Origin of the sequence: Lutibacter sp. (assembly GCF_041596795.1) — a bacterium.
GTDB lineage: Bacteria > Bacteroidota > Bacteroidia > Flavobacteriales > Flavobacteriaceae > Lutibacter.
In genome coordinates this window covers 15771-42609 of sequence record NZ_JBFHHX010000009.1, presented here as the reverse complement: position 1 = coordinate 42609, position 26839 = coordinate 15771, and the positions used below count along the sequence as shown (strand labels likewise).

At 29.8% G+C, this 26839-nt stretch carries 23 protein-coding genes and 1 tRNA gene; 7 read left to right on the top strand and 17 right to left on the bottom strand.

Going from position 1 to position 26839, the window contains the following annotated elements:
• Positions 1–309: 309 nt before the first annotated feature.
• Both ABY298_RS02405 and ABY298_RS02400 read right to left on the bottom strand, forming a co-directional pair.
• Complete coding sequence (locus ABY298_RS02405) at positions 310–1656, bottom strand: OmpP1/FadL family transporter (RefSeq protein WP_372744397.1); 1347 nt, start codon at positions 1654–1656, stop codon at positions 310–312.
• A 26-nt stretch (positions 1657–1682) separates the two neighbouring features.
• A complete protein-coding gene (locus ABY298_RS02400; protein ID WP_372744396.1) occupies positions 1683–2846 on the bottom strand; it encodes a hypothetical protein in 1164 nt (387 codons plus the stop codon).
• Between the two features lie 104 nt (positions 2847–2950).
• Here ABY298_RS02400 and proS point away from each other — a divergent pair, with 104 nt between their 5' ends.
• The 3 genes from proS to rpsT all read left to right on the top strand — a co-directional run bounded on the left by proS (position 2951) and on the right by rpsT (position 4874).
• Complete coding sequence (gene proS / locus ABY298_RS02395; protein WP_372744395.1) at positions 2951–4429, top strand: proline--tRNA ligase; 1479 nt, start codon at positions 2951–2953, stop codon at positions 4427–4429.
• A gap of 95 nt (positions 4430–4524) precedes the next feature.
• Positions 4525–4596, top strand: a tRNA-Glu gene (locus tag ABY298_RS02390).
• A gap of 26 nt (positions 4597–4622) precedes the next feature.
• Positions 4623–4874, top strand: coding sequence for a 30S ribosomal protein S20 (rpsT, locus tag ABY298_RS02385; protein ID WP_372744394.1), 252 nt, complete (start codon positions 4623–4625; stop codon positions 4872–4874).
• Between the two features lie 417 nt (positions 4875–5291).
• On the opposite strand, the gene rodA is transcribed toward rpsT, so the two are convergent.
• The 7 genes from rodA to ABY298_RS02350 all read right to left on the bottom strand — a co-directional run bounded on the left by rodA (position 5292) and on the right by ABY298_RS02350 (position 13130).
• Entirely contained in the window at positions 5292–6569 is a 1278-nt protein-coding gene (gene rodA, locus ABY298_RS02380; RefSeq protein WP_372744393.1) for a rod shape-determining protein RodA, read from the bottom strand.
• A gap of 8 nt (positions 6570–6577) precedes the next feature.
• On the bottom strand, positions 6578–8413 hold the full coding sequence (mrdA, locus tag ABY298_RS02375) for a penicillin-binding protein 2 (protein WP_372744392.1): 1836 nt from the start codon (positions 8411–8413) through the stop codon (positions 6578–6580).
• Positions 8413–8919 (bottom strand): rod shape-determining protein MreD, encoded by a 507-nt coding sequence (gene mreD, locus ABY298_RS02370; RefSeq protein ID WP_372744391.1) that lies wholly within the window; start codon positions 8917–8919, stop codon positions 8413–8415. The genes mrdA and mreD overlap by 1 nt, the downstream gene beginning before the upstream one ends.
• A complete protein-coding gene (mreC, locus tag ABY298_RS02365; RefSeq protein ID WP_372744390.1) occupies positions 8912–9733 on the bottom strand; it encodes a rod shape-determining protein MreC in 822 nt (273 codons plus the stop codon). The genes mreD and mreC overlap by 8 nt, the downstream gene beginning before the upstream one ends.
• 20 nt (positions 9734–9753) lie before the next feature.
• Complete coding sequence (locus tag ABY298_RS02360; protein WP_372744388.1) at positions 9754–10782, bottom strand: rod shape-determining protein; 1029 nt, start codon at positions 10780–10782, stop codon at positions 9754–9756.
• Between the two features lie 53 nt (positions 10783–10835).
• Complete coding sequence (gene purH / locus ABY298_RS02355; protein ID WP_372744387.1) at positions 10836–12362, bottom strand: bifunctional phosphoribosylaminoimidazolecarboxamide formyltransferase/IMP cyclohydrolase; 1527 nt, start codon at positions 12360–12362, stop codon at positions 10836–10838.
• 315 nt (positions 12363–12677) lie between these two features.
• Positions 12678–13130 (bottom strand): GAF domain-containing protein, encoded by a 453-nt coding sequence (locus tag ABY298_RS02350; RefSeq protein ID WP_372744386.1) that lies wholly within the window; start codon positions 13128–13130, stop codon positions 12678–12680.
• Between the two features lie 41 nt (positions 13131–13171).
• Between ABY298_RS02350 and xrtF the strand changes: the two genes are divergently transcribed.
• From xrtF to ABY298_RS02335, 3 genes are all read left to right on the top strand, one after another.
• The gene (xrtF, locus tag ABY298_RS02345) at positions 13172–13705 is read left to right on the top strand and encodes an exosortase family protein XrtF (RefSeq protein WP_372744385.1); all 534 of its coding nucleotides are present in this window, start codon (positions 13172–13174) and stop codon (positions 13703–13705) included.
• Complete coding sequence (locus tag ABY298_RS02340) at positions 13705–14142, top strand: exosortase F system-associated protein (RefSeq protein WP_372744384.1); 438 nt, start codon at positions 13705–13707, stop codon at positions 14140–14142. The genes xrtF and ABY298_RS02340 overlap by 1 nt, the downstream gene beginning before the upstream one ends.
• Before the next feature lie 126 nt (positions 14143–14268).
• A complete protein-coding gene (locus ABY298_RS02335) occupies positions 14269–14703 on the top strand; it encodes a heavy metal-binding domain-containing protein (protein WP_372744383.1) in 435 nt (144 codons plus the stop codon).
• A 33-nt stretch (positions 14704–14736) separates the two neighbouring features.
• Here ABY298_RS02335 and ABY298_RS02330 read toward each other — a convergent pair whose 3' ends face one another.
• A complete protein-coding gene (locus ABY298_RS02330) occupies positions 14737–17097 on the bottom strand; it encodes a carboxypeptidase regulatory-like domain-containing protein (protein WP_372744382.1) in 2361 nt (786 codons plus the stop codon).
• Positions 17098–17402: 305 nt separating this feature from the next.
• On the opposite strand from ABY298_RS02330, the gene ABY298_RS02325 reads away from it, so the two are divergent.
• Positions 17403–19898, top strand: coding sequence for a zinc-dependent metalloprotease (locus ABY298_RS02325; RefSeq protein WP_372744381.1), 2496 nt, complete (start codon positions 17403–17405; stop codon positions 19896–19898).
• A 73-nt stretch (positions 19899–19971) separates the two neighbouring features.
• Here the strand turns inward: ABY298_RS02325 and groL are convergent, their stop codons facing one another.
• From groL to miaB, 7 genes are all read right to left on the bottom strand, one after another.
• Positions 19972–21600, bottom strand: a complete 1629-nt coding sequence (groL, locus tag ABY298_RS02320; RefSeq protein WP_372744380.1) for a chaperonin GroEL — start codon at positions 21598–21600, stop codon at positions 19972–19974.
• Between the two features lie 19 nt (positions 21601–21619).
• On the bottom strand, positions 21620–21898 hold the full coding sequence (gene groES, locus ABY298_RS02315; protein ID WP_372744379.1) for a co-chaperone GroES: 279 nt from the start codon (positions 21896–21898) through the stop codon (positions 21620–21622).
• Between the two features lie 162 nt (positions 21899–22060).
• The gene (gene secG, locus ABY298_RS02310; RefSeq protein WP_372744378.1) at positions 22061–22408 is read right to left on the bottom strand and encodes a preprotein translocase subunit SecG; all 348 of its coding nucleotides are present in this window, start codon (positions 22406–22408) and stop codon (positions 22061–22063) included.
• Positions 22405–23406, bottom strand: coding sequence for a hypothetical protein (locus tag ABY298_RS02305; RefSeq protein WP_372744377.1), 1002 nt, complete (start codon positions 23404–23406; stop codon positions 22405–22407). Before ABY298_RS02305 ends, secG begins: the two co-directional genes overlap by 4 nt.
• Positions 23407–23410: 4 nt before the next feature.
• Positions 23411–23917, bottom strand: a complete 507-nt coding sequence (locus tag ABY298_RS02300; protein WP_372744376.1) for an LptE family protein — start codon at positions 23915–23917, stop codon at positions 23411–23413.
• Positions 23918–24006: 89 nt separating this feature from the next.
• The gene (locus tag ABY298_RS02295; protein WP_372744375.1) at positions 24007–25239 is read right to left on the bottom strand and encodes a sigma-54 interaction domain-containing protein; all 1233 of its coding nucleotides are present in this window, start codon (positions 25237–25239) and stop codon (positions 24007–24009) included.
• Between the two features lie 4 nt (positions 25240–25243).
• Entirely contained in the window at positions 25244–26677 is a 1434-nt protein-coding gene (gene miaB / locus ABY298_RS02290) for a tRNA (N6-isopentenyl adenosine(37)-C2)-methylthiotransferase MiaB (protein WP_372744374.1), read from the bottom strand.
• Between the last annotated feature and the right edge of the window lie 162 nt (positions 26678–26839).

Below are 26839 nucleotides of genomic sequence, written 5' to 3'. Positions count from 1 at the left end.
TGTAATCATAACTTCCGCTTGTTAAAACTTTGTTTGATGAAAATTTTATAATTGTTTCTGAAGTTGTTTTTTCTATATGTAATGTAATTGGATTCATTTTAAGTTAAATTTTGTGCAAAAGTACTAAAACTTGTTTAGCAAATGTGTTAATAATAAAATAGACTGTCTAAAAAGTGAAATTTTGGTCAACTAAAACTTGTTTCGGCATCTTATAACAATTAGTTATTAATATAATAAGATACTGAAACAAGTAAAGAATGACGTATTTCAAGATTTTTTAGACAGTCTTTAATTTAATTAAATGTATGTTTAAATATTTAAGACAAGTGTTGCTGTAATTTTTGAAGTGTCTATATCCAACTCAGCCGAATTTACTTGTGTGTTTCCTTTGTAAAAATTATAAAAATCTGTGTTTTTAGAGTTTAAATACGAAATATCAAATCTTCCACCTCTAAATTTAATTCCAGCTCCTAATGAGTATCCTTCAATATCATCAGATTGATAAGCATCTGTTTTTGGATTTTTTTCATAATGGTAACCACCTCTAAAAGAAAAAGCTTCAAAACGCCATTCTGTTCCAAGTCTTAATTCGGTAGTGCTTTCTAAGCCGTCTTTAAAACCTTGGTTTTCGTAGCTGAAATCACCATTGCTTAGTTTAATATTACTATAGTTTTTATAAATGTAATCTAAACTAATTAAGCCCGATTTGTTAAAAATATAAGCCAAACTTCCTGTTAATTTACTAGGTGTTTTTAGTTTATAATCAAAACCATTAATACCAGAATAATCATTAGTAGTACTATTTGTAATGCTTTCATAAACATCTGCATCATATTCTAAATATTCTTCATTTAAAGTATACCAAATAGGCGATTGATAGGCTAAACCAATACGTAAATTTTCATTAGGTTTAGTAATTAATCCAAAATTTAAAGAAATTCCATCGCCAAAGGTTGCTAGTTCTTGTTTTTGATAAATATCTAAAGTATTTCCTTCGCCATCATTGTTATATTCATCTGTTAAAATACGTTGGTAATGCTCAATGTTATAAGTGCTTAAAGAAAAACCTAACATTAAATTGTTTTTATATTCAGAAGCAAATGTAAATGTGTATTTTTCACTTCTTCCATCTGTATAATTTTCAAAATAATGTCCATCAGAATTTAAATATACAACTTCTGGGTCGTAGATATCAGTAATAGGAGCATAGCCACTATTTCCTTTTGCGGTATACGAATTGTTGTAATCGTTAGTAATAGCATAGTTTAAACTAAGTGCAAATTTTCCCCAATCAGAATTTCGATTGGTTTTAAAAACCATTACACCACCTGCTTGTGAAAAGTTTAAATTTTCATTTTCACTTGATTGATTTACTCCGTAAAATAATGCGTTAGTTTTAATAGTTTTGTTATCTAATGATAATGCAACTTCACTTTTTGTAAAAACTACCGCACCTGCTGGGTTTATATCAATTGCAGATAAATCTCCACCAAGCGCACCAAATGCTCCACTCATAGAGTTAAATCTGGCAGAACCATTTATGGTTTCTTTAGAAAATAATTCACCTATATCATTATAACTTAGTGTTTGTTCTATTGTTTGGGCATATGTAAAATAGGAAACAAAAAGTACCACTGCTAAAAATAATTTTTTCATATCTATTAAATATTTTAATGCTATTATTAATTTCTTCTAGAACTACTTCTAGAAGAAGAACTACTTGATGATGTGTTTCCAGAGGATCTTGTAGATGAAGAACTTGGAGTATATGATCTAGAAGAACTGCTACTTGAAGAAGAACTGCTAGATGATCTGTTATAAGATGAATTAGTATTAGACGAACTTCTACTTGGTGTATAAGAACTATTGTTTTGTCTTGAGCTTGAAGAGCTTCTTACATTGTTATTATTCGATGAGTTTATACGTCTATTCACATTTTCAAAATAGTTTCTAGATCTGGTATTTACTTCAGAAGACCTTGTGTTTGAATTTATATTTCTTTGAATTGTAGAACTTGATCTTGTTGATGAATTTCTATCTGTTGAAATGGTAGAAGATCTTCTTGTACTAGAATATGGACTACTTGTAGTGTTTGTACTTCTTCTTGAGTTGGCGTATGGGCTATTTGTAGCGCTAGTTGTTCTTCTTGTGCTTGCTGTTGCCCTAGAGTCACTTCTGTTTGCAGATGTATAAGAGCTTCTTTTACCATAACTATCATATCTGTTATAACTATTGTTAAAAGGATAGTTGTAATAACCACCATAATATGGATAGTAACTGTTTCTATAGTAATTATAATATCCATAGTAATTGTAGTAACCATAAGGATAGTAACTACCGTAATAATAGAAAGGAGAATAATATCTATATCTCCAAGGATTATAGTAATTAGAATAATATGGATAGCCATAATAATCGTAATAACCATTATAGTAAAAAGGATTGTATCCAAATCCTACGCCATTATTTATTGAAATAGTAACATCATTAGAAAATTCCCAAGGAGCATTATCATTGTCGTAATTTTCTTCATCGTAATAATCTTCATCATAATAAGTGTCAACATCAGTAATAATGTCAGTACCATTTACGTCTTCAATTTCTTCTAATTTTCGAGAAAAATAAGTTTTATCAAATTCTGCTTCGTCAACAACAATAACTTCTTCTTTATTTTTTGTGTTATTATCTATATCATCTGAATAAGTTCTAGTATTGGAAGTGTAAATTCCATCATCGTAATAATTGTATGCACTTTGATATGTGCCACAAGAATAAAAGGCTGCAAAAAGCACAATTAATGCGCTTAATTGCAAATATTTTCGTGTAGTTAAATTTGAAACTTTCATAATCAGTTGAAATTTTTATTGTTGAACTATTAAAAAAAACTAATTTTGTCGAAATTAGCATTTTTATTATAAAAAGGTGCAATATTTGTGCCAAACTTTTGATTATGAGTAAGAATTTAACAAAGCGAGAAGTCGATTATTCCAAGTGGTATAACGAGTTAGTTGTAAAAGCAGATTTAGCTGAAAACTCGGCAGTTAGAGGTTGTATGGTTATTAAACCTTACGGCTATGCAATTTGGGAGAAGATGCAAGCCCAACTAGATAAAATGTTTAAAGAAACTGGCCATGAAAATGCTTATTTCCCATTATTTGTGCCTAAAAGTTTGTTTGAAGCAGAAGAAAAAAATGCGGAAGGATTTGCAAAAGAATGTGCAGTAGTAACACATTACAGATTACAAAACGATCCGGACAACCCAGGAAAGTTACGTGTTGATCCAACAGCTAAATTAGAAGAAGAATTGGTGGTTCGTCCAACTTCTGAAGCAATTATATGGAATACTTATAAAGGTTGGATTCAATCGTACAGAGATTTACCATTATTAATAAATCAATGGGCAAATGTAGTGCGTTGGGAAATGCGTACGCGTTTGTTTTTGCGTACAGCTGAATTTTTATGGCAAGAAGGGCATACAGCTCATGCAACTAAAAATGAAGCCGTTTCAGAAGCATTACAAATGCAGAAGGTATACGCAGATTTTGCAGAAGGTTTTATGGCAATGCCAGTTATTAAAGGTTCAAAATCTGAAAGCGAGCGTTTTGCAGGTGCAGATGACACCTATACAATTGAAGCCTTAATGCAAGATGGAAAAGCATTACAGGCGGGAACATCACATTTTTTAGGTCAAAATTTTGCGAAAGCTTTTGATGTGAAATACACTTCAAAAGAAGGAAAACAGGAATATGTTTGGGCAACTTCTTGGGGAGTTTCTACCCGATTAATTGGTGGGTTAATTATGACCCATTCTGATGATTTTGGGTTGGTATTACCACCAAAATTAGCACCAATACAAGTGGTAATAGTTCCAATTTATAAAGATGAAAAACAATTAGAAGCTATTTCAGAAAGAGTAGGTGTTTTTGTAAAGGAATTAAGAGCAAAAGGAATATCTGTTAAATTTGATGATAGAGATACCTTTAGACCAGGAGCAAAGTTTGCCGAATACGAATTAAAAGGAGTTCCAATTAGAATAGCTATTGGAAACAGAGATTTAGAAAATAATACTGTTGAAGTAGCTAGAAGAGATACTTTAGAGAAAGAAACTGTTTCACAAGATACTATTGTAGATTTTGTTGCAGATCTTTTAGATAAAATCCAAACAAACCTTTTTAATAGAGCCATTGCATATAGAAATGAGCATACAACCGAGGTAGATACTTTTGAAGAGTTTAAAAACGTTATTGAAACTAAAGGAGGTTTTGTATCTGCACATTGGGATGGAACAGCGGAAACAGAAGATAAAATTAAGGAGTTAACCAAGGCTACCATTAGATGTATTCCTTTAAACAATAAAATTGAAGAAGGATTTTGTGTGCTAACTGGCACGAAATCAACACAAAGAGTTTTATTTGCAAAATCTTATTAAAAAAAATGCAAAAAAAATTTTGAGAAGTGGAAATAAGTTGTATTTTTGCATCCGCAATAACGAAATAAAAGTGTTGTTGTAAAACAAAAAATAATGGTCCGTTCGTCTAGGGGTTAGGACGCCAGGTTTTCATCCTGGTAACAGGGGTTCGATTCCCCTACGGACTACAAAAAAAATTAATACAGAATTTATAATGGCAAATCATAAGTCAGCATTAAAAAGAATTAGAAGTAATCGCGCAAAGCAATTAAGAAATAAATATCAGCATAAAACTACTCGTAATGCTGTTAGAGATTTACGTGCAGCGACAGAGAAGAAAGACGCTGAAGAGATGTTTACTAAAGTTATTTCTATGTTGGATAAATTAGCTAAAAAGAATATTATCCACAAAAACAAAGCAAGTAATTTAAAATCTAAATTAACTAAGCACGTAGCTGCCTTATAATTTATATTTTAATTAAAAAATTAGAAGCATCCATTAGGATGCTTTTTTTTTGCCTTTATTTTTGGGTGGTATTTAATTTTTAGGTATCAAGTTTTATCAACCCCAATTTAAAAATGATTATTTTTTTTGGACAATTGTTTACAAATTTCATTCTACTAAATAGTGGTTTAATTATGCTTAAAAAGTATTCATTTTTTTGCTCTTAATAAGGATTGAATACTTTATATAAAGTATGTTTTGAAGTTTTAAAAGAGATTAAATCATTATAAGGTAAAATTCTTACGTGCAGAATTCTATTCAGGAATTATTACTATAATGTTGGTTATCAAATTTAGAACATCCCTAAATTATTTATTATAAAGTAAACGAGGTATAAAATAAAGCTAGAGAATGGTTTTAAGCTCATTTAGGAGTGTTTTACCATTCATAAATTCTATTGGCATCTAATTTAATAAATATAAAAAGAAGCACTGTAAAACCCCATAAAGCAGAACCACCATAACTAAAGAATGGTAAAGGAATACCAATAGTAGGCACTAAACCTATTACCATTCCAACATTAATGGTAAAATGCGTAAAAAAGATAGCGGCAATACTATAGCCGTAAACTCTACTAAATTTTGTTTTTTGACGTTCAGCAATTCTTATTATTCTTAAAATAAAAAGAGCGAATAACAATATTACAATACTGCTTCCTATAAAGCCCCATTCTTCGCCAACGGTTGTAAAAATGTAATCGGTTTGTTGTTCTGGAACAAAATCTCCTTTGGTGCGTTCACCTTCTAAAAAACCTTTACCTAAAAAACCTCCATTTGCAATAGTGGTTACGGATTGATTTGTGTTATAGCCAATGCTTTTAGTATCGGCAGTTTTACCTAAAAGAATATTAAATCTATCTCTATGTCTTTGTTCAAATACGTGATTGAACACTAAATCTATACTAAAAATAAAAAGAGCAGACATTAAGTAAATACCTATAATGTTAATCCAACCTCTTCTAAATGCTTTTTTTCTATAAAAATTAAAGTATAGTAAAATTAAAACAAATAGGGCAAGAGATCCAAGAAGTGTTGTTGTAGATCCAAAAATTAGTGTAGATATAAATAAAGCCAATGCAACAATTCCTATTGTTATATAATAAAAAGGTAAACCCTCTCTGTTTAATACAAAAATAAAAGCTCCGTAAACAAGGGCAGAACCTGGATCTGGCTGTAACGTTATTAAAAGTGCTGGGATTATTAAAATAAACATTGATTGAAGTTGAGTTTCAATCTTTTTTAGATTAAAGTTTTTTTCACTTACTAATTTTGCCATAGCAAGTGCTGTAGCAGCTTTTACAAACTCTGAAGGTTGAAGGCTAAAAGACCCGAAACTATACCATGAAGTTGCTCCGTTAATGTTTTTACCTAATACAAACAAGCCAACTAATGAAATAAGTGAAACAAGGTAAATAATAGATGCGTATTTTTCGTATAATTTGGCATCAAACATTAAGATTAACAATATTAATGGGATACTTAAACCAATCCAAATAATTTGTTTTCCGTATTCTGAAGAAAAATTAATAATATCATAATTATCTTCGGTTACTGTTGCTGAATAGATGTTTAACCAACCTAAAAAAATTAGGATAAAGTAGAATAATACCAGTAACCAATCAATTCCTAAGAAAATATTATTTTTTTTATGTCTCAATGTTTATACTATCTTAAAAGTTGTTTATCGTATTCATCTTGTATACTTCCTTTAAACATTCTTTCCTCAACAAGAGGTCTGTTTGTTTTACCGGTCAGATATTTTTCAATCATTAAGGTAGCAATTGGTCCTGCCCATCTAGAACCCCAATATCCGTTTTCAACAAATACGGCAATGGCAATTTTAGGATTATCTTTTGGAGCAAAAGCTATAAAAATTGAGTGATCTTGTCCGTGAGGGTTTTCTGCTGTTCCTGTTTTTCCACATATTTCAATTCCTTCAACTTTAGACCAATGAGCTGTTCCTGCTGGATTTTCAACCACATTAAATAAGCCTTCAATAACAGGCTCAAAATGTTTTTTATCGATAGTGGTGTAGTTAGGAATTTTAAATTTTTTATCTAAAGGAATTCCTTCAATATGTTTAGCAATATGGGGTGTAAAATAAAAACCTCTATTAGCAACAGTAGCTGTCATATTTGCAAGTTGAATAGGTGTTGTTAAAACTTCACCTTGTCCAATTGAATTAGAGATTGTTGCTGTTGATCTCCATCTTCCATTTGGATACACTCTGTTGTAATAATCGCCATCAGGAACATGTCCTTTTTGTCCTACAGATAAATCGTTATTTAAATAGTTTCCTAAGCCAAAACTTTCCACATGTTTGTTCCAAACATTCATTCCATCATAGGGTTTTTTATATTTTTCAATTACTTTTCTGTAAGCGTTTGCAAAATAACTATTACAAGATCTATAAATAGCCGTATTTAATTCTATTGGATAACCTGTTCCGCAATGACATTTCATAAATGAACCTGCTCCAGAGCCATATTTATAACCATGGTGGCACGTTGTGGTTGTGTAAGGTGTTATAACATTTTCTTGTAAGGCAACGAGTGCGGAAATTACTTTAAATGGTGATCCTGGAGGATATTGTGCTTGTAATCCTCTATCTAATAATGGTCTGCTAATACTATCTAAATAAAGTTTTGTAAAGTTAGCAGAGCGTTCTCTACCAACCATTAAATTAGGATCGTATGTTGGCATTGAAATTAGGGCTAAAATTTCTCCAGTACTTGGTTCTATAGCTACAATTCCACCTCTTTTATTTGCCATTAAAGCTTCTCCGTATTGCTGAATTCTAGAGTCTATAGTTAAAGTAATATCTTTTCCTGGAATTGGTAATGTATCATACAAACCATTTTTATACGATCCAATTTCTTTATTAAATCTGTTTCTTTGAATAAATTTTACACCTTTTCTACCTCTTAAAACGTCTTCATAGGTTTTTTCAATACCAGAAGTTCCAATTAATTCACCTAATTGATAATAAGGATTTTTAGCAATTAAACCTTCATTTACTTCACTTATATAGCCCAAAACGTTTGGAGCAGATTTTATTGGATATTCGCGAATAGATCTTTTTTGAATATAAAAACCTTTGTATTTGTACATTTTTTCTTGCAGAAAAGCATAATCGCTTTTTGAAAGCTGAGGTAGAAAAATGGAAGGAATTCTAGGTGAATATCGTATGGCTTTTTCTGTTCTTTTAATTAAATCTTCTTTGGTTATTTTTAAAAGTGAACAAAATTCTAAAGTATCTAAATTTTTTACTTCATTAGGAATCAACATAATATCATAAGATACCTGATTGGCAACTAATAAAATACCATTTCTATCGTAAATATAACCTCTTTCAGGATAATCATAAACTGCTTTAATGGCAGAATTATTTAGGGTTGGAATACTATACGAGTTGTCTAATATTTGTAAATAAAAGAGACGTGCAATGTAAATAACACTGATTAGTACTACTGAAAAAGTTAAAAGATTAAATCTTTTCATTATTTTTTCTTGGTGAATAAAATGATTCCTAAAATACTTAAAAGTATTGTGAATACTCCTGTTATTAACGTATTAAATAGGATTGATAGTATAGCATTAAAGCTAAAATATTCTAAACTAAATAAAACAAAATGATGAATAAGAGTTAAAATTGTAATAAAAGAAATTGCTTTTAAAAAGGCAATACTTCTTAAATTAAAAAGCACATAATCAAAATCAGATTTACCTAAAACCAAATTTAAAATTGGAATTCTTATAAACGCAATAAATAGGGTAGACGCTGCATGAATTCCACCTGAATCTGAAAAAAAATCTATACTTAAACCTAATAAAAAACTAAGTATTAAAAAAGCAGATTTATTTTTTTTGATAGGAAAAAGGAAAATCCAAACAATGTATACTAATGGATTTATAAAACCAAATAGGTTTACATGGTTTAAAACTAAAACTTGTAAAAGCAGTAAACCTATAAATCGGATAATATTTGCAATAACTATATTATTCATTAGTTGATTTTTCTTCTAATTTTAGTTGTTCCTCTTTTTGTAGGTTTTTTACAATTTGAACTTGTCCAATAGCGCTCATGTCATTAAATAACAGAACATTTACTTGATGGTATAAATGATTTTTTATAATAATTTCATCAATGGTACCAATATTAATTCCTTCAGGAAATATAGCAGATTTTCCACCAGTAATTATGGTATCTCCTTTTTTTAATTTCGCTTGTCTAGGAAAATCAGTAATTTGAACATACGCATAATCTTCGCCATTCCAAATTAATGAACCAAAATGATTACTGTTTTTTAGTTTAACGTTAATTTTAGAATTGCTGTTAAGTATTGAAAGAACAGTGGCATAATTGGTTGAAATATTTTTAACCACACCAATAACTCCTTTACTGTTAATTACACCTAATTCTGGAGTAATACCTTTATTAGAACCTTTATTTATAGTTAAATAGTTGTTTCTTTTAGTGTAATTATTGTTGATTACTTTGGCAATTGTATAGTGGTAATTTTGAATTGAATCTGAAAAATTATAGATACTATCATTAGAAGGTACTCCTATTTTATCCAATTGATTTTTCAACCTTACATTTTCTTCATTTAAAAGTTGGTTTTCCTTTTTTAAATGAAAGTACTCGCTTACAGAATTAACTTTAGTGTAAAAACCGCCACTAATAAAATTAGCAGAATTTACAAACTTACTCTGATGATAAGAATGTTGTTGAATGGTTAAAGAAAATGCAATAATTTCCAACAGAAGAAACAGCAGAAAGTATCTATATTTTCTGATAAAATAAATTAGTTGCTGCATATTAGGTGTTGGAAATTATCTTATTTCATTAATACATTTTTGAATTTTTCAAGGTCTTTTAAGGCAATTCCTGTTCCTCTAACAACTGCTCTTAATGGATCTTCAGCCACATACACTGGTAAGTCGGTTTTTCTAGATAAACGTTTGTCTAAACCTCTAAGCATAGAACCACCACCGGCTAAATAAATTCCTGTATTATAAATATCAGCAGCTAATTCAGGTGGTGTTTTAGATAACGTTTCCATAACCGCATCTTCAATTCTTAAAATAGATTTATCCAAAGCTTTTGCAATTTCTCTAAACGAAACTTGAACTTGTTTAGGTTTTCCGCTTAATAAATCACGTCCTTGAACTAACATATCTTCAGGTGGAGTTTCTAAATCTTCTGTAGCAGCTCCAATTTGAATTTTAATTTTTTCAGCAGTACGTTCTCCAACATAAAGATTGTGTTGTGTACGCATATAATAAGCAATATCACCAGTAAAAACATCACCAGCAACTTTTACGGATTTGTCACAAACAATTCCACCCAAAGCAATTACTGCAATTTCTGTAGTACCACCACCTATATCAATAATCATATTTCCTTTTGGCTGCATAATATCAATTCCAATACCAATAGCAGCAGCCATTGGTTCATGAATTAAATATATTTCTTTGGCATTCATATGTTCTGCAGAATCTATTACGGCACGTTTTTCAACTTCCGTAATTCCTGATGGAATACAAATTACCATTCGTAGCGAAGGTGTGAAAAAACGTTTTTTAATATTCGGAATATTCTTAATAAATTCTTTTATCATTTGTTCCGAAGCCTCAAAATCTGCAATTACACCATCTTTAAGCGGTCTAATTGTTTTTATATTTTCGTGAGTTTTTCCTTGCATTAGGCTGGCTTTTTTACCAACTGCAATAATTTTTCCCGTACTTCTATCTCTTGCAACTATTGAAGGTGCATCTACAATTACTTTACCATCATGGATTATTAAGGTGTTTGCCGTACCTAAATCAATGGCAATATCCTCAGTCATAAAGTCGAAAAAACCCATATATATTTTTGTTTTTTAAATTTTTAATTTGAAACGTTGCAAAGTTACTAAAATTAGTGTTTGAAATGACGGATGCCTGTAAATATCATAGACATTCCGTTATTATCACAATAATCAATAGATAACTGGTCTTTTATAGATCCTCCAGGTTGAATAACAGCATTTACACCAGCATTTTTTGCAATTTCCACACAATCTGGAAATGGAAAAAATGCATCACTAGCCATAACAGCATTATTTAGGTCGAAATTAAAGTGTTTTGCTTTTGCAATTGCTTGTTCCAATGCATCAACTCTACTAGTTTGACCAGTTCCACTTGCAAAAAGTTGTTTGTTTTTTACCAATACAATGGTATTAGATTTTGTGTGTTTACAAATTTTTGAAGCAAAAAATAAATCGCTTAATTCTTCTTTTGAAGGTTCTTTTTTTGTTGCTGTACTAATAACGCTAGCATCATCTGTTTTGTTGTCTTTCTCTTGAAAAAGAACACCATTTAATGCTGTACGGTAATTGTAAGCAGGTAATTCAATATCTTTTTGAATTAAAAGTATTCTATTTTTTTTGCTTTTTAATATTTCCAAAGCATCACTAGCATAACTTGGAGCAATAACAACTTCACAAAATAAATTGTTTATTTCTTGTGCTGTTTCAATATCAATGGTTTTATTTGAAATTAAAACTCCACCAAAAGCAGAAGTTGGATCACCAGCTAAAGCATCTAAATAAGCTTGTTTTAATGTTGCTCTTTGTGCCAATCCACAAGCATTGTTATGTTTTAAAATTGCAAATGTTGGAGCATCATTTTTAAATTCACCCATTAAATTTACAGCAGCATCAACATCTAATAAATTATTATAAGAAAGTTCTTTACCGTGTAATTTTTCAAAAAGTTCATCTAAGTTTCCAAAGAAATATCCTTTTTGATGTGGGTTTTCTCCATATCTTAAAACTTCTGAAGTATTAAAACTTGCTCTAAAAGCAATTTCATCTTTATTTAAGTAGTTAAAAATGGCAGTATCATAATGACTCGATACAGCGAATGATTTTGCAGCAAAGTTTTTGCGTTCTTCTAGTGTAGTAACACCATTACCATTAGTCATAATTTGTAAAAACTCCGGGTATTGATCCATTGATGATACACAAATTACATCTTTAAAGTTTTTAGCAGCAGCTCTTATTAATGAAATTCCACCAATATCAATTTTTTCAATAATATCTTGCTCAGATGCACCACTTGCAACTGTTTTTTCAAAAGGATAAAGGTCAACAATTACAATATCTAATTCAGGAATTTGAAATTCCTCTAATTGCGCTAAATCATTATTATTTTCACGTCTGGCTAATATTCCACCAAAAACTTTTGGGTGTAAAGTTTTAACTCTACCACCTAAAATAGAAGGATATGATGTTAAATCTTCTACTGGAACTACGTCTATTCCTAATTCTTTAATAAAACTTTCTGTTCCTCCGGTTGAATAAATTGTAACACCTAATTCATTTAGTTTTTGAATAATAGGGGCTAAACCGTCTTTGTGAAATACTGAAATTAATGCTGATTTTGCTTTTTTAGTTATGCTCATTTTGTTGTGTTGTTACTTTTGCGCAAAGCTAATAATTATCAACAGTTTAAACAAAACAAAAGAATATTAAATATGAAGCTATTTGTTTTTAATTTTAGATTCAAAATTATTTACTAATTCTAAATAATTTAAAGACTCTGGATTATTTTCTTTTTTAGAAGTGAAAATACTAAAAAACTGAATTTTAGCCAGTGTTTTTTTAAATTTTAAATTTTTTTTCGGGGTAAATTTTAACATTTTAGAGACAATAAAAATTAATTTTACTTTTCTTTAATATCAAAATCATAGCAACAATTAAGGCAAATATATTATATTTTAATAAATATCGGCAACTTTTAAACATACAAACTCTAAAAGTTCTTCATCGTTTTTTGAGAACGGGTTTACAGTATGCGAATCAATATCAATTTGCCCTACATTATTTCCGTTTACAAAAATTGGAATTACAATTTCACTTTTAACTTTCCATCCACATGAAATGTAATTATCTTGCGCAGAAACATCTGGTACTACAAAATTTTGATTGCTTACAGCAACTTGCCCACAAATACCTTTTCCAAAAGGGATAATTGTATGCTCTGTTGGTTCTCCAGCAAACTCAGCTAATTTTAATTCATTTTTGTCACCATTTTTAAAGTAAAATCCAACCCAGTCGTAATACGAAATTTCATTTTTTAAGAAATCGCATATTGCTTGTAGTTTCTGAGATTTTGATGCGTCAGAATTTACAATAGTTGTGATAGAATTTTTTAGTTGAGATATATTCATAATAAGTTTGTAATTTTAGGCAAAAATAGAAATCTTTTTAAGTGCAAAAAAATAAAACAGTTATATTATTTTTAATTAAATTTTTTGGGTCGTATGCCATTTTATTTTTGTTGTATACTTTTTATTTAAATAAAAATCAGGGCAGCGTTGGTATGTATTCTTGTGCGCCAATTACGGAATTGGTTGCTAAACAAAGTAATTATTTAATTAATTTGGCAGGGTATACTTCTAAAATTCAGCAAAGTACTACGGAAATGTCTATTCATTTAATAATCAATCAAAAAAGTGTAGCCAAGGTAATTGAAGGTTGTAATGCTATAAGTATAATTATATTATTTATTGCTTTTATTATTGCTTTTTCTGGAAAATTAAAGCCTACACTATTATTTATTATTGCAGGAAGTTTGCTTATTTATTTTATAAATATTGTACGGATTTCTGCCATTGCAATTGCATTATATGAATATCCAGAATACGAACGTATGTTGCATGATTTTATATTTCCTTTAATGATTTATGGTACAACCTTTTTATTATGGATTGTATGGGTTACTAAATTTTTAAAGCTAAAATAATGGCCAAAAGTTTTAAATACGGAATTTTGTTTTTGTTGATTTTAGGTTTGATTGCAGTTCGTGCTTTTATTGAACCCTTATTCTACGATCCTTTAATTGAATATTTTAAGACAGATTATTTAAGTAAATCAGTTCCAAAAATTGATATGTTTCTTTATTTTCTGAATATTTCAATTAGGTATATTGTAAATTCAATTATTTCTATAACAATTATTTATCTGGTTTTTGAAAAGAAAGAGATTGCAGTTTTTTCTGCTAAAATATTTTTTGTTGCCTTTTTAGTATTAATGATGTTGCTATTTTTAGCATTATATAATTATTTGGGAAGCGGTTATTTATTTCTTTTTTATGTAAGAAGATTTTTAATTCATCCAATAATTTTATTAGTGTTAATACCAGCTTTTTATTATCAGAAGTTAAATTTTAAAAATCAATAAAAAATATTTTATAAATAGTTGTTATTTAGTTAAATACGGTTTATTATGCATAAATAATTTTGTTGTTTTTAAATTTTGTATTTTAGGCGTCTAAAAAAATAAATTTTAAACATTAATTAAACTATTATGAAAAAAATCATTTTTGTAGTTGCTACCGTTTTTTCTTTTGCAGTGTTATTTACTGCTTGTAAAGAAACTAAAAAAGAAGAGGTAAAAGAAGAAATGCAAATGGAAAGTCACGAAGGACATGACCATGATGCTATGAATGCTACAGCATACCAATGTCCTATGGATTGTGAAAAAGGCAAAACGTATGATGCTGAAGGAACTTGTCCTGTTTGTAAAATGGACTTAAAAGAAACAACCGGAATGGAACATGCTGAAGGTTGTAAATGTATGGAAGCTGGTGAATGTACATGCCCAGATGGAAAATGTACATGTAAAGATGAAATTGCTTGTGCTAAATGCGAACCAGGAAATTGTACTTGTAAAAACGAAGTTGCAAAAGCAGTTAATACTAGTTCTAATTGCGGACCTGGAAAATGTTCTTGTAATGCTTAAAAAAAAATGCCAACTTTAAAGTTGGCATTTTTTTTATTTGTTCAGTACCTTAAATTCTGCTCTTCTGTTTTTTGAATGCTCTTCTTCGGTACATTTAATGTTGTTACTACATTTATTTAATAACATTGTTTCTCCATATCCGTTTGCTTTAATTCTGTCCGCACTAATACCTTTAGAAATCAAATATTCTTTTGTTGAATTTGCTCTGTTTTTAGTTAATTGTAAATTATAATCATCGGGTCCGCGACTGTCTGTATGGTAATTTACTTCAATTTTAATGCTCGGATTTTGATTCATGTTATAAATTATTTTATTCAATTCAAGTTTTACTTCATTATTAAGTTCAAACTCGTCTAAAACAAAATTTAACGGCTTAGTTTCTATATATTTAATTCCATTTTTCTCAGTAAACAGAACTATTGGTTCTAATGTTAAAATAACATTATTTGGAACAGCGGTTTTATCGGTTGAAAAAAGTTGCGTGCTTACTTTTGTGTAATTATCTTTTTGAGCAACAATAGTATATGCCTTAGAACATTCAATTTCAAAATAAAAAGATCCATTAGAGTCAGTATCAGTTTTTGCTATTTCCTTGTCATGGTTAAATAATGTAATTTTTGCATTCGGAATTGCATTTTCACTAATAGATTCTTTAACTATTCCATTTATAAATTGTACACAAACCAAAGGTTCTATATCTATGTTTAATGTTAATTGCCTTCCGTTTTCAATGGCAGTTTTTAATCTAAATGCGTCTAAATTATTGTTTTTGAATACAGTTAATTTATAAGATGTTTCACAATGTAAAGGAAACTCATAAATACCATCTTCACCCACAGTAAAACTATTAATAACTTTGTTATCTTGGTATAAGTTTATAGTTGTATTTGGCAATGGTTTTTTAGTGATTTTGTCTCTAATAATACCCGATACTATTTGATTACATTCCAAAGGTTGTAACTCTAAAGTTTTACTATTCTTAAAATCTCTTGTTGTTGATGTTTTAAATTCGGTTGATTCTGTGGTATAATTGGAATTAGAAGCTACAATTTTATAAGTTTTATCGCAAGAAATATCAAAAGAGAATTGCCCTTTTTCATCGGTTGTTTTTTTGCCAATTTCATTGTTGTTTTCTACAATAGAAACCGATGTATTTGTAATTGGAAGTTTGGTTATTTTGTCAACTATTAATCCGTTTAATACTTGTTTACATAATTTGTGTTCCAAATAAACATTTTTTACAACTTTCTCATTTTTAACAGATGATGCTATATAATTTGTAGTATTCGAGGTCATATCAGCTTTTTCAGCTTTAATTTCATACGATAAACCACATTTTACATTAAAAAAGTAGGAGGCATCTTCATTGGTTTGAAAAGATTTTATTTCTTGATTTTGGTAAATAAGTGTAACTAGCGATTTCGGAATTATTTTATTGGTCACTTTATCTAAAACTGTTCCAGAAACAATTTGAAAACATTCATCAGGTTCAAGTAAAAGATCTTTTTTTACATGAAAATAATCTGGTTGTTTGTCTTCTATATAATCAGTTAAAAAGTTATAAGTATCATCAATATAGTCTGTTCTGCTAGCTACTATTTTATAATTGGTTGCACACTGGAATTGCACTGTGTATTTACCATCATTATTTACTTTAATAGTTTGAGTTTCAATATTATTTATAAATAATTTTAAGGTAGCTCCTATGGGTTCTTTTGTAATTTTATTTTTTATAGTCCCAGTAATTGTTTGAACACATTCTGGTTCTAAATTAAAGTCGTGTTTTATGTTGTCATTACTTTTATTTGAGGTAGAAAATTCATAAAAATCATTAATATAGTTTAGTGTAGAAGTTATTATGGAATAGTTTTCGTTGCATTCCACATTAAAAGAATAGTTACCATCAGTAACTTTTAATTTTTCAATTTCTTCACCGTTTTTATTTAAAGTAATAGTAACATTGTGGATAATTTCTTTAGATATATCATTTTTAAATACACCTGAAATTGTTTGGTAACATTGCTTGTTTAACTCAATATTTTGGGTAAATTTTTTCTCAACAGTATCGGTTTTAAATTTGTGTATTTTATTAAAATAACCGGTAGCTTTTACAGAAATTTTATAGTCTAAATTGCACTTAAGTTTAAAAGTGTATTCTCCTAAATTGTTTGTTTTTGTAATTGTAATTTCTTCTTCATTTAACAATAATGAAACAATTGAATTTGCAATTGGTTTTTTAGTTTCTTTATCTAAAATTACACCAGAAATAGTTTGGGTGCAATCTGTAAGATTTATAGAAGAATATTTGTTTAATGATAACGATTTTACTTCGTAGGTGTCAGTGCTCAATGTAATAAACAACGAGCAAGCTAAAAATAATTTAAATAGTCTCATTTTTTTAAACTTCTATATTAATTAATACAATGGTTAAATAACATTTTTGGGGAAATATGCACCTAAAAGTATATATAGATTTTTTTGAGGGGAAAAATAGCAATCAATTATAAAGATATAACCATTTTTTTAATGTTTCAAATAAAATTTGTAGATGGTAAAATATTGGTATTGAATAGTCTATTTTTTATTAAAAGTTGATTTTTACTATTATTTAGTTCTTTAACAAATAATTAAGAAATATTGGGTTTTGGTTTAATAAATTAGAATCTTTATTTATAAAAATTAACTTAATTTAACATTCTATGACAAAAAGGTTACTAACCTCGCTTTTAACAGCACTGTTAATTGTTGGAGTTTCAACAAATGTAGAAGCTCAACGTAAAAAGAAAAATGAGGAAAAGGAAGAGACGCCAGCTGCTCCCAAAACAAAAAAAAGTGAAATTGAACCGTATTCAAAAGTAATTACTAGCGATGCAAAAACTGATGAAGGTTTATTTAAAGTACACTTTTTAGATGAAAAATACTTTTATGAAATTCCAGATTCGTTACTTGAAAGAGAAATGTTAATGGTTACTCGTATTTCTAAAAACACTTCAAATAATAATAGCTTTGGTGGACAAAAAACAAATACACAAGTTTTACGTTGGCAAAAAAAAGATAAAAGCATTGTGTTACGTGTGGTTTCACATGACATTGTTGCCGATGAAGAATTACCAATACATGAAGCCGTTGTAAATTCTAATTTTGAACCTGTTTTGTTTGCTTTTCCTATAAAAGCATTTTCAGATGATAAAAAATCGACAGTAATTGATGTTACGGAATTATATTCAACAGATGTAAAGCCTCTTGGCTTACCTGAATATTTTAGAAAAGAATACAAAATTTCTAAGTTAGAAATTAAAACTTCTTTTATTGAATCTATTAAAAGTTATCCATTAAATATAGAATCTCGTCACGTAAAAACATACGCTGCTAGTGAACCACCGTCAAATTCAAGCACTGGAACTATTTCAGTAGAAATGAGTAATTCTATGATTTTGCTTCCAAAAGAACCAATGAAAAGAAGAATTTTTGATGAAAGAGTAGGTTGGTTTACAACAAGCCAAACAGATTACGGCTTAGACGCTCAAAAAAGTAAAGAAGTAACTTTTTTAGACCGTTGGAGATTAGAAGTGAAAGATGAAGATATTGAAAAATTTAAAAATGGAGAATTAGTAGAACCAAAAAAACAAATTGTTTATTATATAGATAGAGCTACACCAACAAAATGGGTTCCTTATATAAAACAAGGAATTGAAGATTGGCAAGTAGCTTTTGAAGCTGCTGGTTTTAAAAATGCCATTATAGCAAAAGATCCTCCAACAAAAGAGGAAGATCCAGAATGGACTCCAGAAGATGTTCGCTATTCTGTAGTGCGCTATTTAGCTTCACCAATTCCAAATGCAAATGGTCCACATGTAAGTGATCCTCGTTCAGGTGAAATTTTAGAATCAGATATTAACTGGTATCACAATGTAATGAGTTTATTACAAGGTTGGTTTTTTGTGCAAACCGCAGCCATCAATCCAGAAGCGCAAAGTGTAGAATTTAAAGATGATGTAATGGGACGTTTAATCCGTTTTGTTTCATCTCACGAAGTTGGTCACACTTTAGGATTGCCTCACAATATGGGAAGCAGTTCTGCTTATCCTGTAGACTCTTTACGCTCGGCTACCTTTACAAAAAAGCATAGTACTGCACCTTCAATAATGGATTATGCACGTTTTAATTATATTGCACAGCCTGGAGATAAAGATGTTGCTTTAATGCCAAATATAGGTGTGTACGATAAATATGCTATGAATTGGGGATATCGCCCAATTTTAGAAGCTAAAACTGCTGAAGATGAAAAACCTATTTTAGATAGTTGGATTTTAAAACACGCAGGAGATCCATTATACCGATTTGGACATCAACAAGCAGGAAGTGTAGTTGATCCAAGTTCTCAAACAGAAGATTTAGGTGATGATGCCATAAAAGCAAGTTTGTATGGTATTGCAAATTTAAAAAGAATTGTTCCTAATTTAATTAAATGGACTGCAGAAGATGGAAAAAATTATGACGATTTAGAAACCATGTATGGTCATGTGCTTGCGCAGTTTAACCGTTATATGGGGCACGTTTCTTCTAATTTAGGTGGTGTTTATGAAAACTACAAAACCTATGATCAAGAAGGATTAGTGTATACACATGTTGATAAAGCACATCAAAAAAACTGTTTAAACTTTATAAATGAACAATTGTTTTCAACACCAAATTGGTTAATTGATAAAGAAATTATTGGTAGAACTGAATTTGCAGGAATAACTGAAAGAATTAGAAGTACCCAAGTAAAGACTTTAAATAATATTCTTGATTTAGGAACTATGATGCGTATGATTGAAAATGAAACGTTGAACGGAGCTAAAGCATATACGTTAATAAATATGATGACTGATTTACGTAATGGAATTTGGTCTGAATTATCTTCAGGAAAAGAAATTGACACCTACAGAAGAAATTTACAACGTGCTTATGTGGAAAGATTGGGAGAGCTATTAAACGCTAAAGATGTAAAAGTAACTCGTAAATCAAGTTACGTAAAAACTACTGCAGTAACTGTAAAAGAATCTGATATTATTCCAATTGTAAGAGGTGAGTTAAACAGAATTAAAAAAGATGCTTACAGAGCTTCTATAGCTACAAGTAACACAGTTAAAAAATATCACTTACAAGATATTTCTGAAAGAATAGATGCTATTTTAAACCCAAAAGGGTAAGGGTTAATATTAAAGTTTAAAAAAAAGGCTCTCAAAATTTTGAGAGCCTTTTTTAATTATAATAATAAATTTATTACATCATTCCTGGCATTCCACCACCCATTGGAGGCATTGCTGGAGCATCTTCCTTAATATCTACCAATGTACAAGCAGTAGTTAAAATCATACCAGCAACAGAAGCAGCATTTTCTAATGCAATTCTAGTTACTTTAGTTGGATCAATAATACCAGCTTTTAACATTTTTGTATATTCATCCGTTTTAGCGTTGTAACCAAAATCACCTTTTCCTTCCATTACTTTTGCAACAACAACAGAACCTTCACCACCAGCATTTTCAACAATTTGACGTAGTGGTTCTTCAATAGCTCTTGCTAAAATTTTAACACCAGTTAATTCATCTAAATTATCAGTAGTTATTGTTTTTAAAACGTCAATTGTTCTAACTAAAGCAACTCCACCACCAGCAACAATTCCTTCTTCAACGGCAGCACGTGTAGCGTGTAAAGCATCATCAACTCTGTCTTTTTTCTCTTTCATTTCTACTTCACTTGCAGCACCAACATATAAAACAGCAACACCACCAGCTAATTTAGCCAAACGTTCTTGTAGTTTTTCTTTGTCGTAATCTGAAGTTGTAGTTTCAATTTGAGCTTTAATTTGACCTACTCTTGCTTTAATAGTATCAGCATCTCCAGCACCGTTTACAACTGTAGTATTATCTTTATCAATAGTAATTCTTTCAGCTGTACCCAACATATCAATTGTTGTGTTTTCAAGAGTTAAACCTCTTTCTTCAGCAATTACAGTTCCACCAGTTAATATAGCAAGATCTTCTAACATTGCTTTTCTTCTGTCTCCAAATCCAGGAGCTTTTACAGCAGCAATTTTTAAAGCACCACGTAATTTGTTCATTACTAAAGTAGCTAAAGCTTCTCCTTCAACATCTTCAGCAATAATTAATAATGGTTTTCCGCTTTGCGCAACTGGCTCTAATATTGGTAATAAATCTTTTAGGTTAGTGATTTTCTTTTCGAACAATAAAATGTACGGATTTTCTAAATCAGCTATCATTTTTTCAGGATTTGTTACAAAATAAGGTGATAAAAATCCTCTATCAAATTGCATTCCTTCAACAATATCTACATAAGTTGCGGTTCCTTTTGCTTCTTCAACAGTAATTACACCTTCTTTTCCAACTTTTTCAAAAGCTTGTGCAATTAAATCACCAATTGTATCATCATTATTTGCAGAAATAGAAGCAACTTGTTTTATTTTATCCGATTTGTTTCCTACTTCTTGTGATTGTGATCTTAAATTAGCAACAATAGCTTCAACAGCTTTATCAATTCCACGTTTTAAATCTAATGGATTTGCTCCTGCGGCAACGTTTTTTAATCCTTCTTTTACAATTGCTTGTGCTAAAACTGTAGCAGTTGTAGTTCCATCACCAGCTAAATCGTTAGTTTTAGATGCAACTTCTTTTACCATTTGAGCCCCCATGTTTTCTAATGGATCTTCTAATTCAATTTCTTTTGCAACGGTAACTCCATCTTTTGTAATAATTGGACCACCAAATGATTTTCCAATAACAACATTTCTTCCTTTAGGTCCTAATGTTACTTTTACTGCATTTGCTAAAGCATCTACTCCTCTTTTTAAGCCATCACGAGCTTCTATATCAAAAATTATATTTTTTGCCATTTTTTTTATTTTTTAATAATTAAACAATTGCTAAAATATCGCTTTCTCTCATAATTAAATAGTCGGTTCCATCAACTACTAATTCTGTTCCTGCGTATTTGCCATATAAAACAGTATCGCCAACTTTAACAGTCATTGGCTCATCTTTTAATCCGTTACCAACTGCAATTACAGTTCCTTTTTGTTGTTTTTCTTTTGCTGAATCTGGAATTATTAATCCTGATGCTGTTGTTTTTTCAGCTGGAAGAGGCTCAACTAAAACTCTATCTGATAATGGTTTAATATTAACTTTACTCATTTTTATTTAGTTTAAAAATTATTAATTCTGTGAATTAAATAGTCTAAAAGTGTGCCAAGGTTTTAAAACTGACAAATGTACTTTTTGAGGAGCTATTTAGGCAAAAAAAAATGCCAACGTGTCATTTACGATGGCATTTTTAAAGTATATTTTTTTGTTCAATTATTGAACTGTGTCTTGCGTAGTTGCTGGAGTTGTTGTTTGAATTGGCGCACTTTGAACTTCTCTGTTTTGAAGTGTGTTTTCAATTTCTGAACTTGTATCAACTGCATTTACTTTTGGTGCAGCAAAATTAGATAATAAAATTAGTGCTAATAATACTATAGAAAGTGTCCAAGTACTTTTGTCTAAAAAGTTAGTAGTGTTTTGTACTCCACCCAAAGATTGTGATCCGCCACCACCAAATGAAGAAGATAATCCTCCTCCTTTAGGATTTTGAACCATAATAATTAATATTAGCAAAAATGCTACTATCATAATTAGAACTAAAAATAATGTGTACGTTGTCATGACTTATTTTTTTGTAAAATTTTTATTGCTTTAATTCGGTTTGCAAAGAAACTACTTTTTTCTGGATATTTCAAACTTAAAATGCGGTAAGCTTTTAATGCATTATCATATTTTTTTTGTTCAAGGTAAACTTTAGCTAAAGTTTCGGTCATTAAGCTTTCGTTTTGATAATTACTTTCCTTTGAAACATCTATAATAGCAGCTTGTTTATCAACTGGTTTTATTTTTGGATTGGTTTCAATAAACTTATCAATTAAGCTAAGTTTAGACGCTATTTTTGAACTATTTTCTTCAGTTTCGGGTTCTTTTTCTTCAATTTCAGGGGCAGTTTCCTTTCTTTCAATTGGTTTTTGCGAAATTAATTGCATCCATTCGTTAAAAGAATGTGGTTCGGCACTACTAAATTGTAATGGTTTTCCTAGCTCTAAAACTTCAGTAGCATCGTTTGTTTCAATATCTGTAGTATGGTTTGTTTCTTCAATGTTAGTTTTGGCTAGATCAACTTCCTCAACAATGTTATTTTCTTCTGGCTTATCAATCTCAATTTCATCAACTTTGGTAATCTTTTCAACTGGGTTAACTTTTTCAAACTCTATAGGTTCTTCTTCGGTTTCTTCGGTTTCTTCAATTTCAGAAAGCTCAGTTTTTTCTTGTTTAGGTTTAAATAAATTGGTGATTTTAGACTGAAGTACTTTTACAGTTATAGGTTCAATAACTTCAATATCTTCTAAAACTTCAAATTCTTTGGTATGTTTTTTATCAAAATTTAATGAAGTAATGTATTCAAAAAGCACCTTTCTGTCAATGGTATGCGCAGCGGTTTTTTTAAGAGCAGTATTGTATTTAAAGTTGTTGCTATTTTTTAAACTTTTTAAATAAATAGCTCTGGAGGCTTGAAAATATGGAAATTCATGAATTATGTTTTCAAATATTTCTGGTGAAATATCATCAACATTTTCCGAATTAACCAATAAATTATTAAACTCCGTACTATTCATTTTTTTACCACTTTGCTACAGATGCGTTAAAAATATCTTGTGTTATACGCTCGAAAATTTCTGAAAAAGCATCATCAAGTGAACTTCCTGTAAGAATTACATCGGCATCATAATCATAGTAATGTGAAAAGGTTTTTTCAAAATTATCATCTTCTAATTTATTGTTGAAAAAACGAACGTTTACAGTAATTGTTAATCTGTTTTGGGAAGCTGTTTGATCTGCAGTAGCGGTCATTGGGTTAATTTTATACCCTGTAATTTCACCTTCAAATTGTAAATCTCCTCCAGATTTTACCAAGTTTAAATTAGTTTGTTTCAAAAACAAATCTTGTAAATCTTGTGTAAACGTTTGACTTAAGGTTGGTTCTACCAAAATGGCATTATTTGGAAAATAATCTATTTGAATTGTTTTTACATCAGATTGGATATTTGTTCCGCTAAAAGAATAAATACCACAACTTTGTATTGCAATTGTAAAAATAAATAATACTGCTAAATAGATTTTTTTCATTTTTTTATTTTTAAAACTTTTTTAAGATTCTTGTTGTTGCTAACTATTTTGAAACCGTAAAAACTCGATTTCAAAGATACTATTATTAACTATAAATCGTATTGTTTTATTTTACGATATAAGGTTCTTTCTGATATTCCCAATTCTTTTGCTGCTAATTTTCGTTTGCCGTTGTTACGCTCCAACGATTTTTTAATAAGTTCAATTTCTTTTTCTTGAATGGATAAACTCTCATCAGCGTCAATAGTTTCGGCAAATTCATAAGTATTAGAATCTGAGTATTTTTCGTTTAATCTAACAACTTCTACCTGGTTTTCTTCTTGCTCTTCAGGGATTTCGTTGTATATTTTTTTGATTAAATTTTTATTTTCCTCTTGTACCTTTTCTGCATCGCCACTTTGCATTAATTCTAAGGTTAATTTTTTTAGATCGTTAATATCGTTACGCATATCAAACAAAACTTTATACATAATTTCACGTTCCGAACTAAAATCACTATTACTTTTTTTACTTTCTATTATTGAAGGTAAATTAGTGCCTTTGCTTGGTAAATATTGTTGTAGCGTATTTGGAGTTATAATTCTATTTTCTTCAACAACAGAAATTTGTTCAGCAATATTTTTTAACTGACGAATATTTCCTGGAAAGCCATAATTTTCTAATAATTTTATAGCTTCATCTGTTAATCTCACTCCAGGCATATTGTATTTTTGCGCAAAGTCTGAGGCAAACTTTCTAAATAACAAATGAATATCGCTTAAACGTTCTCTTAATGGAGGTAAATGAATTTCAATGGTGCTTAAACGGTAATATAAATCTTCTCTAAATTTTCCTTTGTTAATTGCCTGATGCATGTTTAAATTGGTTGCAGCTACAATTCTAACATTGGTTTTTTGTATTTCTGAAGAACCAACTTTTATAAACTCACCATTTTCTAAAACACGTAATAATCTAACTTGGGTTGTAAGTGGTAGTTCACCAACTTCATCTAAAAATATGGTTCCGCCATCAGCAACTTCAAAATAACCTTTACGGGTTGCAGTTGCTCCTGTAAACGAACCTTTTTCGTGACCAAATAGTTCACTATCAATAGTTCCTTCAGGTATTGCACCACAGTTTACAGCAATATATTTGGCGTGCTTTCGGTGCGATAAGGCGTGAATAATTTTAGGAATATTTTCTTTTCCTACACCACTTTCACCAGTAACTAACACCGAAATATCGGTTGGAGCTACTCTTACCGCTTTTTCCAAAGCGCGATTTAGGTGCATATCGTTACCAATAATACCAAATCGTTGTTTTATTGCTTGTAATGAATCCATAATTTTATGCTCTTTTTCCTAATAGCGTTGCAGAAGTACAATCTTCTACATATATATTTACAAAATCACCAATTTTTTCATCTCCTTTTGGGAAAACTACCATTGCGTTTTGCGAGTTTCTTCCTTTCCAATGTGCATCAGATTTTTTTGATGTACCTTCAATTAAAACTTCTACAGTTTTACCTACAAATCGTTCTGTATTATATAAACTGTATTTTTGTTGCAATTGAATAATTTCATTCAATCTACGTTTTTTAACTTCTTCAGGAACATCATCTTCCATTTTTTTCTCTGCTAATGTTCCCGGACGCTCAGAGTATGCAAACATAAATCCGAAATCGTATTTTACGTAATCTATTAAGCTTAATGTTTCTTGATGTTCTTCTTCAGTTTCGCCACAAAAACCAGTAATCATATCTTGTGAAATTGAGCAATCTGGTAAAATTCTTCTAATATTATCTACCAATTCAATATACTCTTCACGTGTATGTTGGCGGTTCATTCTTTTTAAAACTGCGGTACTTCCAGATTGTACAGGTAAGTGAATGTATTTACAAATATTTTCGTGTTTTGCCATGGTGTAAATCACATCTAAACTCATATCCTGTGGGTTTGATGTTGAAAAACGAAAACGTGTTTTTGGAAATTCGGTAGCCACTAAATCTAGTAAATGAGAAAAATCTACGGCTGTTGCTTGTGCAATTTCCGAAGCATTTTTAAAATCTTTTTTCAATCCGCCGCCATACCAAAGGTAACTATCTACATTCTGACCTAACAGGGTAATTTCTTTATAATTAGAATCTACTAATTGTCTAATTTCTTCTACAATACTTTTTGGATCACGACTTCTTTCGCGCCCACGTGTAAAAGGAACTACGCAAAAAGTACACATATTATCACAACCTCTTGTAATTGATACAAAAGCAGAAACTCCGTTGCTATTTAAACGTACAGGAGAAACATCTCCATAGGTCTCTTCTTTTGATAAAATTACGTTTACGGCATCTCTTCCAGAGTTTACTTCTTGTAATAAATTTGGTAAATCTCTATAAGCATCAGGACCAACAACTAAATCAACAATTTTTTCTTCTTCTAAAAATTTTGCTTTTAAACGTTCTGCCATACAGCCTAAAACTCCCACTTTCATTGTAGGATTTATTTTTTTTACAGCGTTGTATTTTTCTAAACGTTTTCTAACAGTTTGTTCGGCTTTTTCTCTAATAGAACAGGTGTTTACTAAAACCAAATCGGCTTCTTCTAAAATATATGTTGTATTGTAACCTTCTTCAGATAAAATGGAAGCTACAATTTCACTGTCGTTTAAATTCATTGCACAACCATAACTTTCAATAAAAAGTTTCTTAGTATTTCCTTCTTTATTATCTGTTAAAAGCGCTTGTCCTTGCTTTTTTTCGTCTATAACTTTCTCTGCACTCATCTTTTTTATTTGGTTTGCAAAGATATAACCAAAAAATTAAAATTGTGACAGATTGGCAGAAATTTAACATCATTTTTAGATCATTAAAATGGCTTTTAACAACAAATAATTTGATTTAAAAAAAATCTGTATACATTTGTAGTCGAAAATCACTATAATATA

Bases quoted from the DNA above. Each gene is read 5' to 3' on its own strand.
- ABY298_RS02405 (WP_372744397.1), bottom strand. From the start codon at position 1,656: ATGAAAAAATTATTTTTAGCAGTGGTACTTTTTGTTTCCTATTTTACA.
- ABY298_RS02400 (WP_372744396.1), bottom strand. From the start codon at position 2,846: ATGAAAGTTTCAAATTTAACTACACGAAAATATTTGCAATTAAGCGCA.
- proS (WP_372744395.1), top strand. From the start codon at position 2,951: ATGAGTAAGAATTTAACAAAGCGAGAAGTCGATTATTCCAAGTGGTAT.
- rpsT (WP_372744394.1), top strand. From the start codon at position 4,623: ATGGCAAATCATAAGTCAGCATTAAAAAGAATTAGAAGTAATCGCGCA.
- mrdA (WP_372744392.1), bottom strand. From the start codon at position 8,413: ATGAAAAGATTTAATCTTTTAACTTTTTCAGTAGTACTAATCAGTGTT.
- mreD (WP_372744391.1), bottom strand. From the start codon at position 8,919: ATGAATAATATAGTTATTGCAAATATTATCCGATTTATAGGTTTACTG.
- mreC (WP_372744390.1), bottom strand. From the start codon at position 9,733: ATGCAGCAACTAATTTATTTTATCAGAAAATATAGATACTTTCTGCTG.
- ABY298_RS02360 (WP_372744388.1), bottom strand. From the start codon at position 10,782: ATGGGTTTTTTCGACTTTATGACTGAGGATATTGCCATTGATTTAGGT.
- purH (WP_372744387.1), bottom strand. From the start codon at position 12,362: ATGAGCATAACTAAAAAAGCAAAATCAGCATTAATTTCAGTATTTCAC.
- ABY298_RS02350 (WP_372744386.1), bottom strand. From the start codon at position 13,130: ATGAATATATCTCAACTAAAAAATTCTATCACAACTATTGTAAATTCT.
- ABY298_RS02340 (WP_372744384.1), top strand. From the start codon at position 13,705: ATGGCCAAAAGTTTTAAATACGGAATTTTGTTTTTGTTGATTTTAGGT.
- ABY298_RS02335 (WP_372744383.1), top strand. From the start codon at position 14,269: ATGAAAAAAATCATTTTTGTAGTTGCTACCGTTTTTTCTTTTGCAGTG.
- ABY298_RS02330 (WP_372744382.1), bottom strand. From the start codon at position 17,097: ATGAGACTATTTAAATTATTTTTAGCTTGCTCGTTGTTTATTACATTG.
- ABY298_RS02325 (WP_372744381.1), top strand. From the start codon at position 17,403: ATGACAAAAAGGTTACTAACCTCGCTTTTAACAGCACTGTTAATTGTT.
- groL (WP_372744380.1), bottom strand. From the start codon at position 21,600: ATGGCAAAAAATATAATTTTTGATATAGAAGCTCGTGATGGCTTAAAA.
- groES (WP_372744379.1), bottom strand. From the start codon at position 21,898: ATGAGTAAAGTTAATATTAAACCATTATCAGATAGAGTTTTAGTTGAG.
- secG (WP_372744378.1), bottom strand. From the start codon at position 22,408: ATGACAACGTACACATTATTTTTAGTTCTAATTATGATAGTAGCATTT.
- ABY298_RS02305 (WP_372744377.1), bottom strand. From the start codon at position 23,406: ATGAATAGTACGGAGTTTAATAATTTATTGGTTAATTCGGAAAATGTT.
- ABY298_RS02300 (WP_372744376.1), bottom strand. From the start codon at position 23,917: ATGAAAAAAATCTATTTAGCAGTATTATTTATTTTTACAATTGCAATA.
- ABY298_RS02295 (WP_372744375.1), bottom strand. From the start codon at position 25,239: ATGGATTCATTACAAGCAATAAAACAACGATTTGGTATTATTGGTAAC.
- miaB (WP_372744374.1), bottom strand. From the start codon at position 26,677: ATGAGTGCAGAGAAAGTTATAGACGAAAAAAAGCAAGGACAAGCGCTT.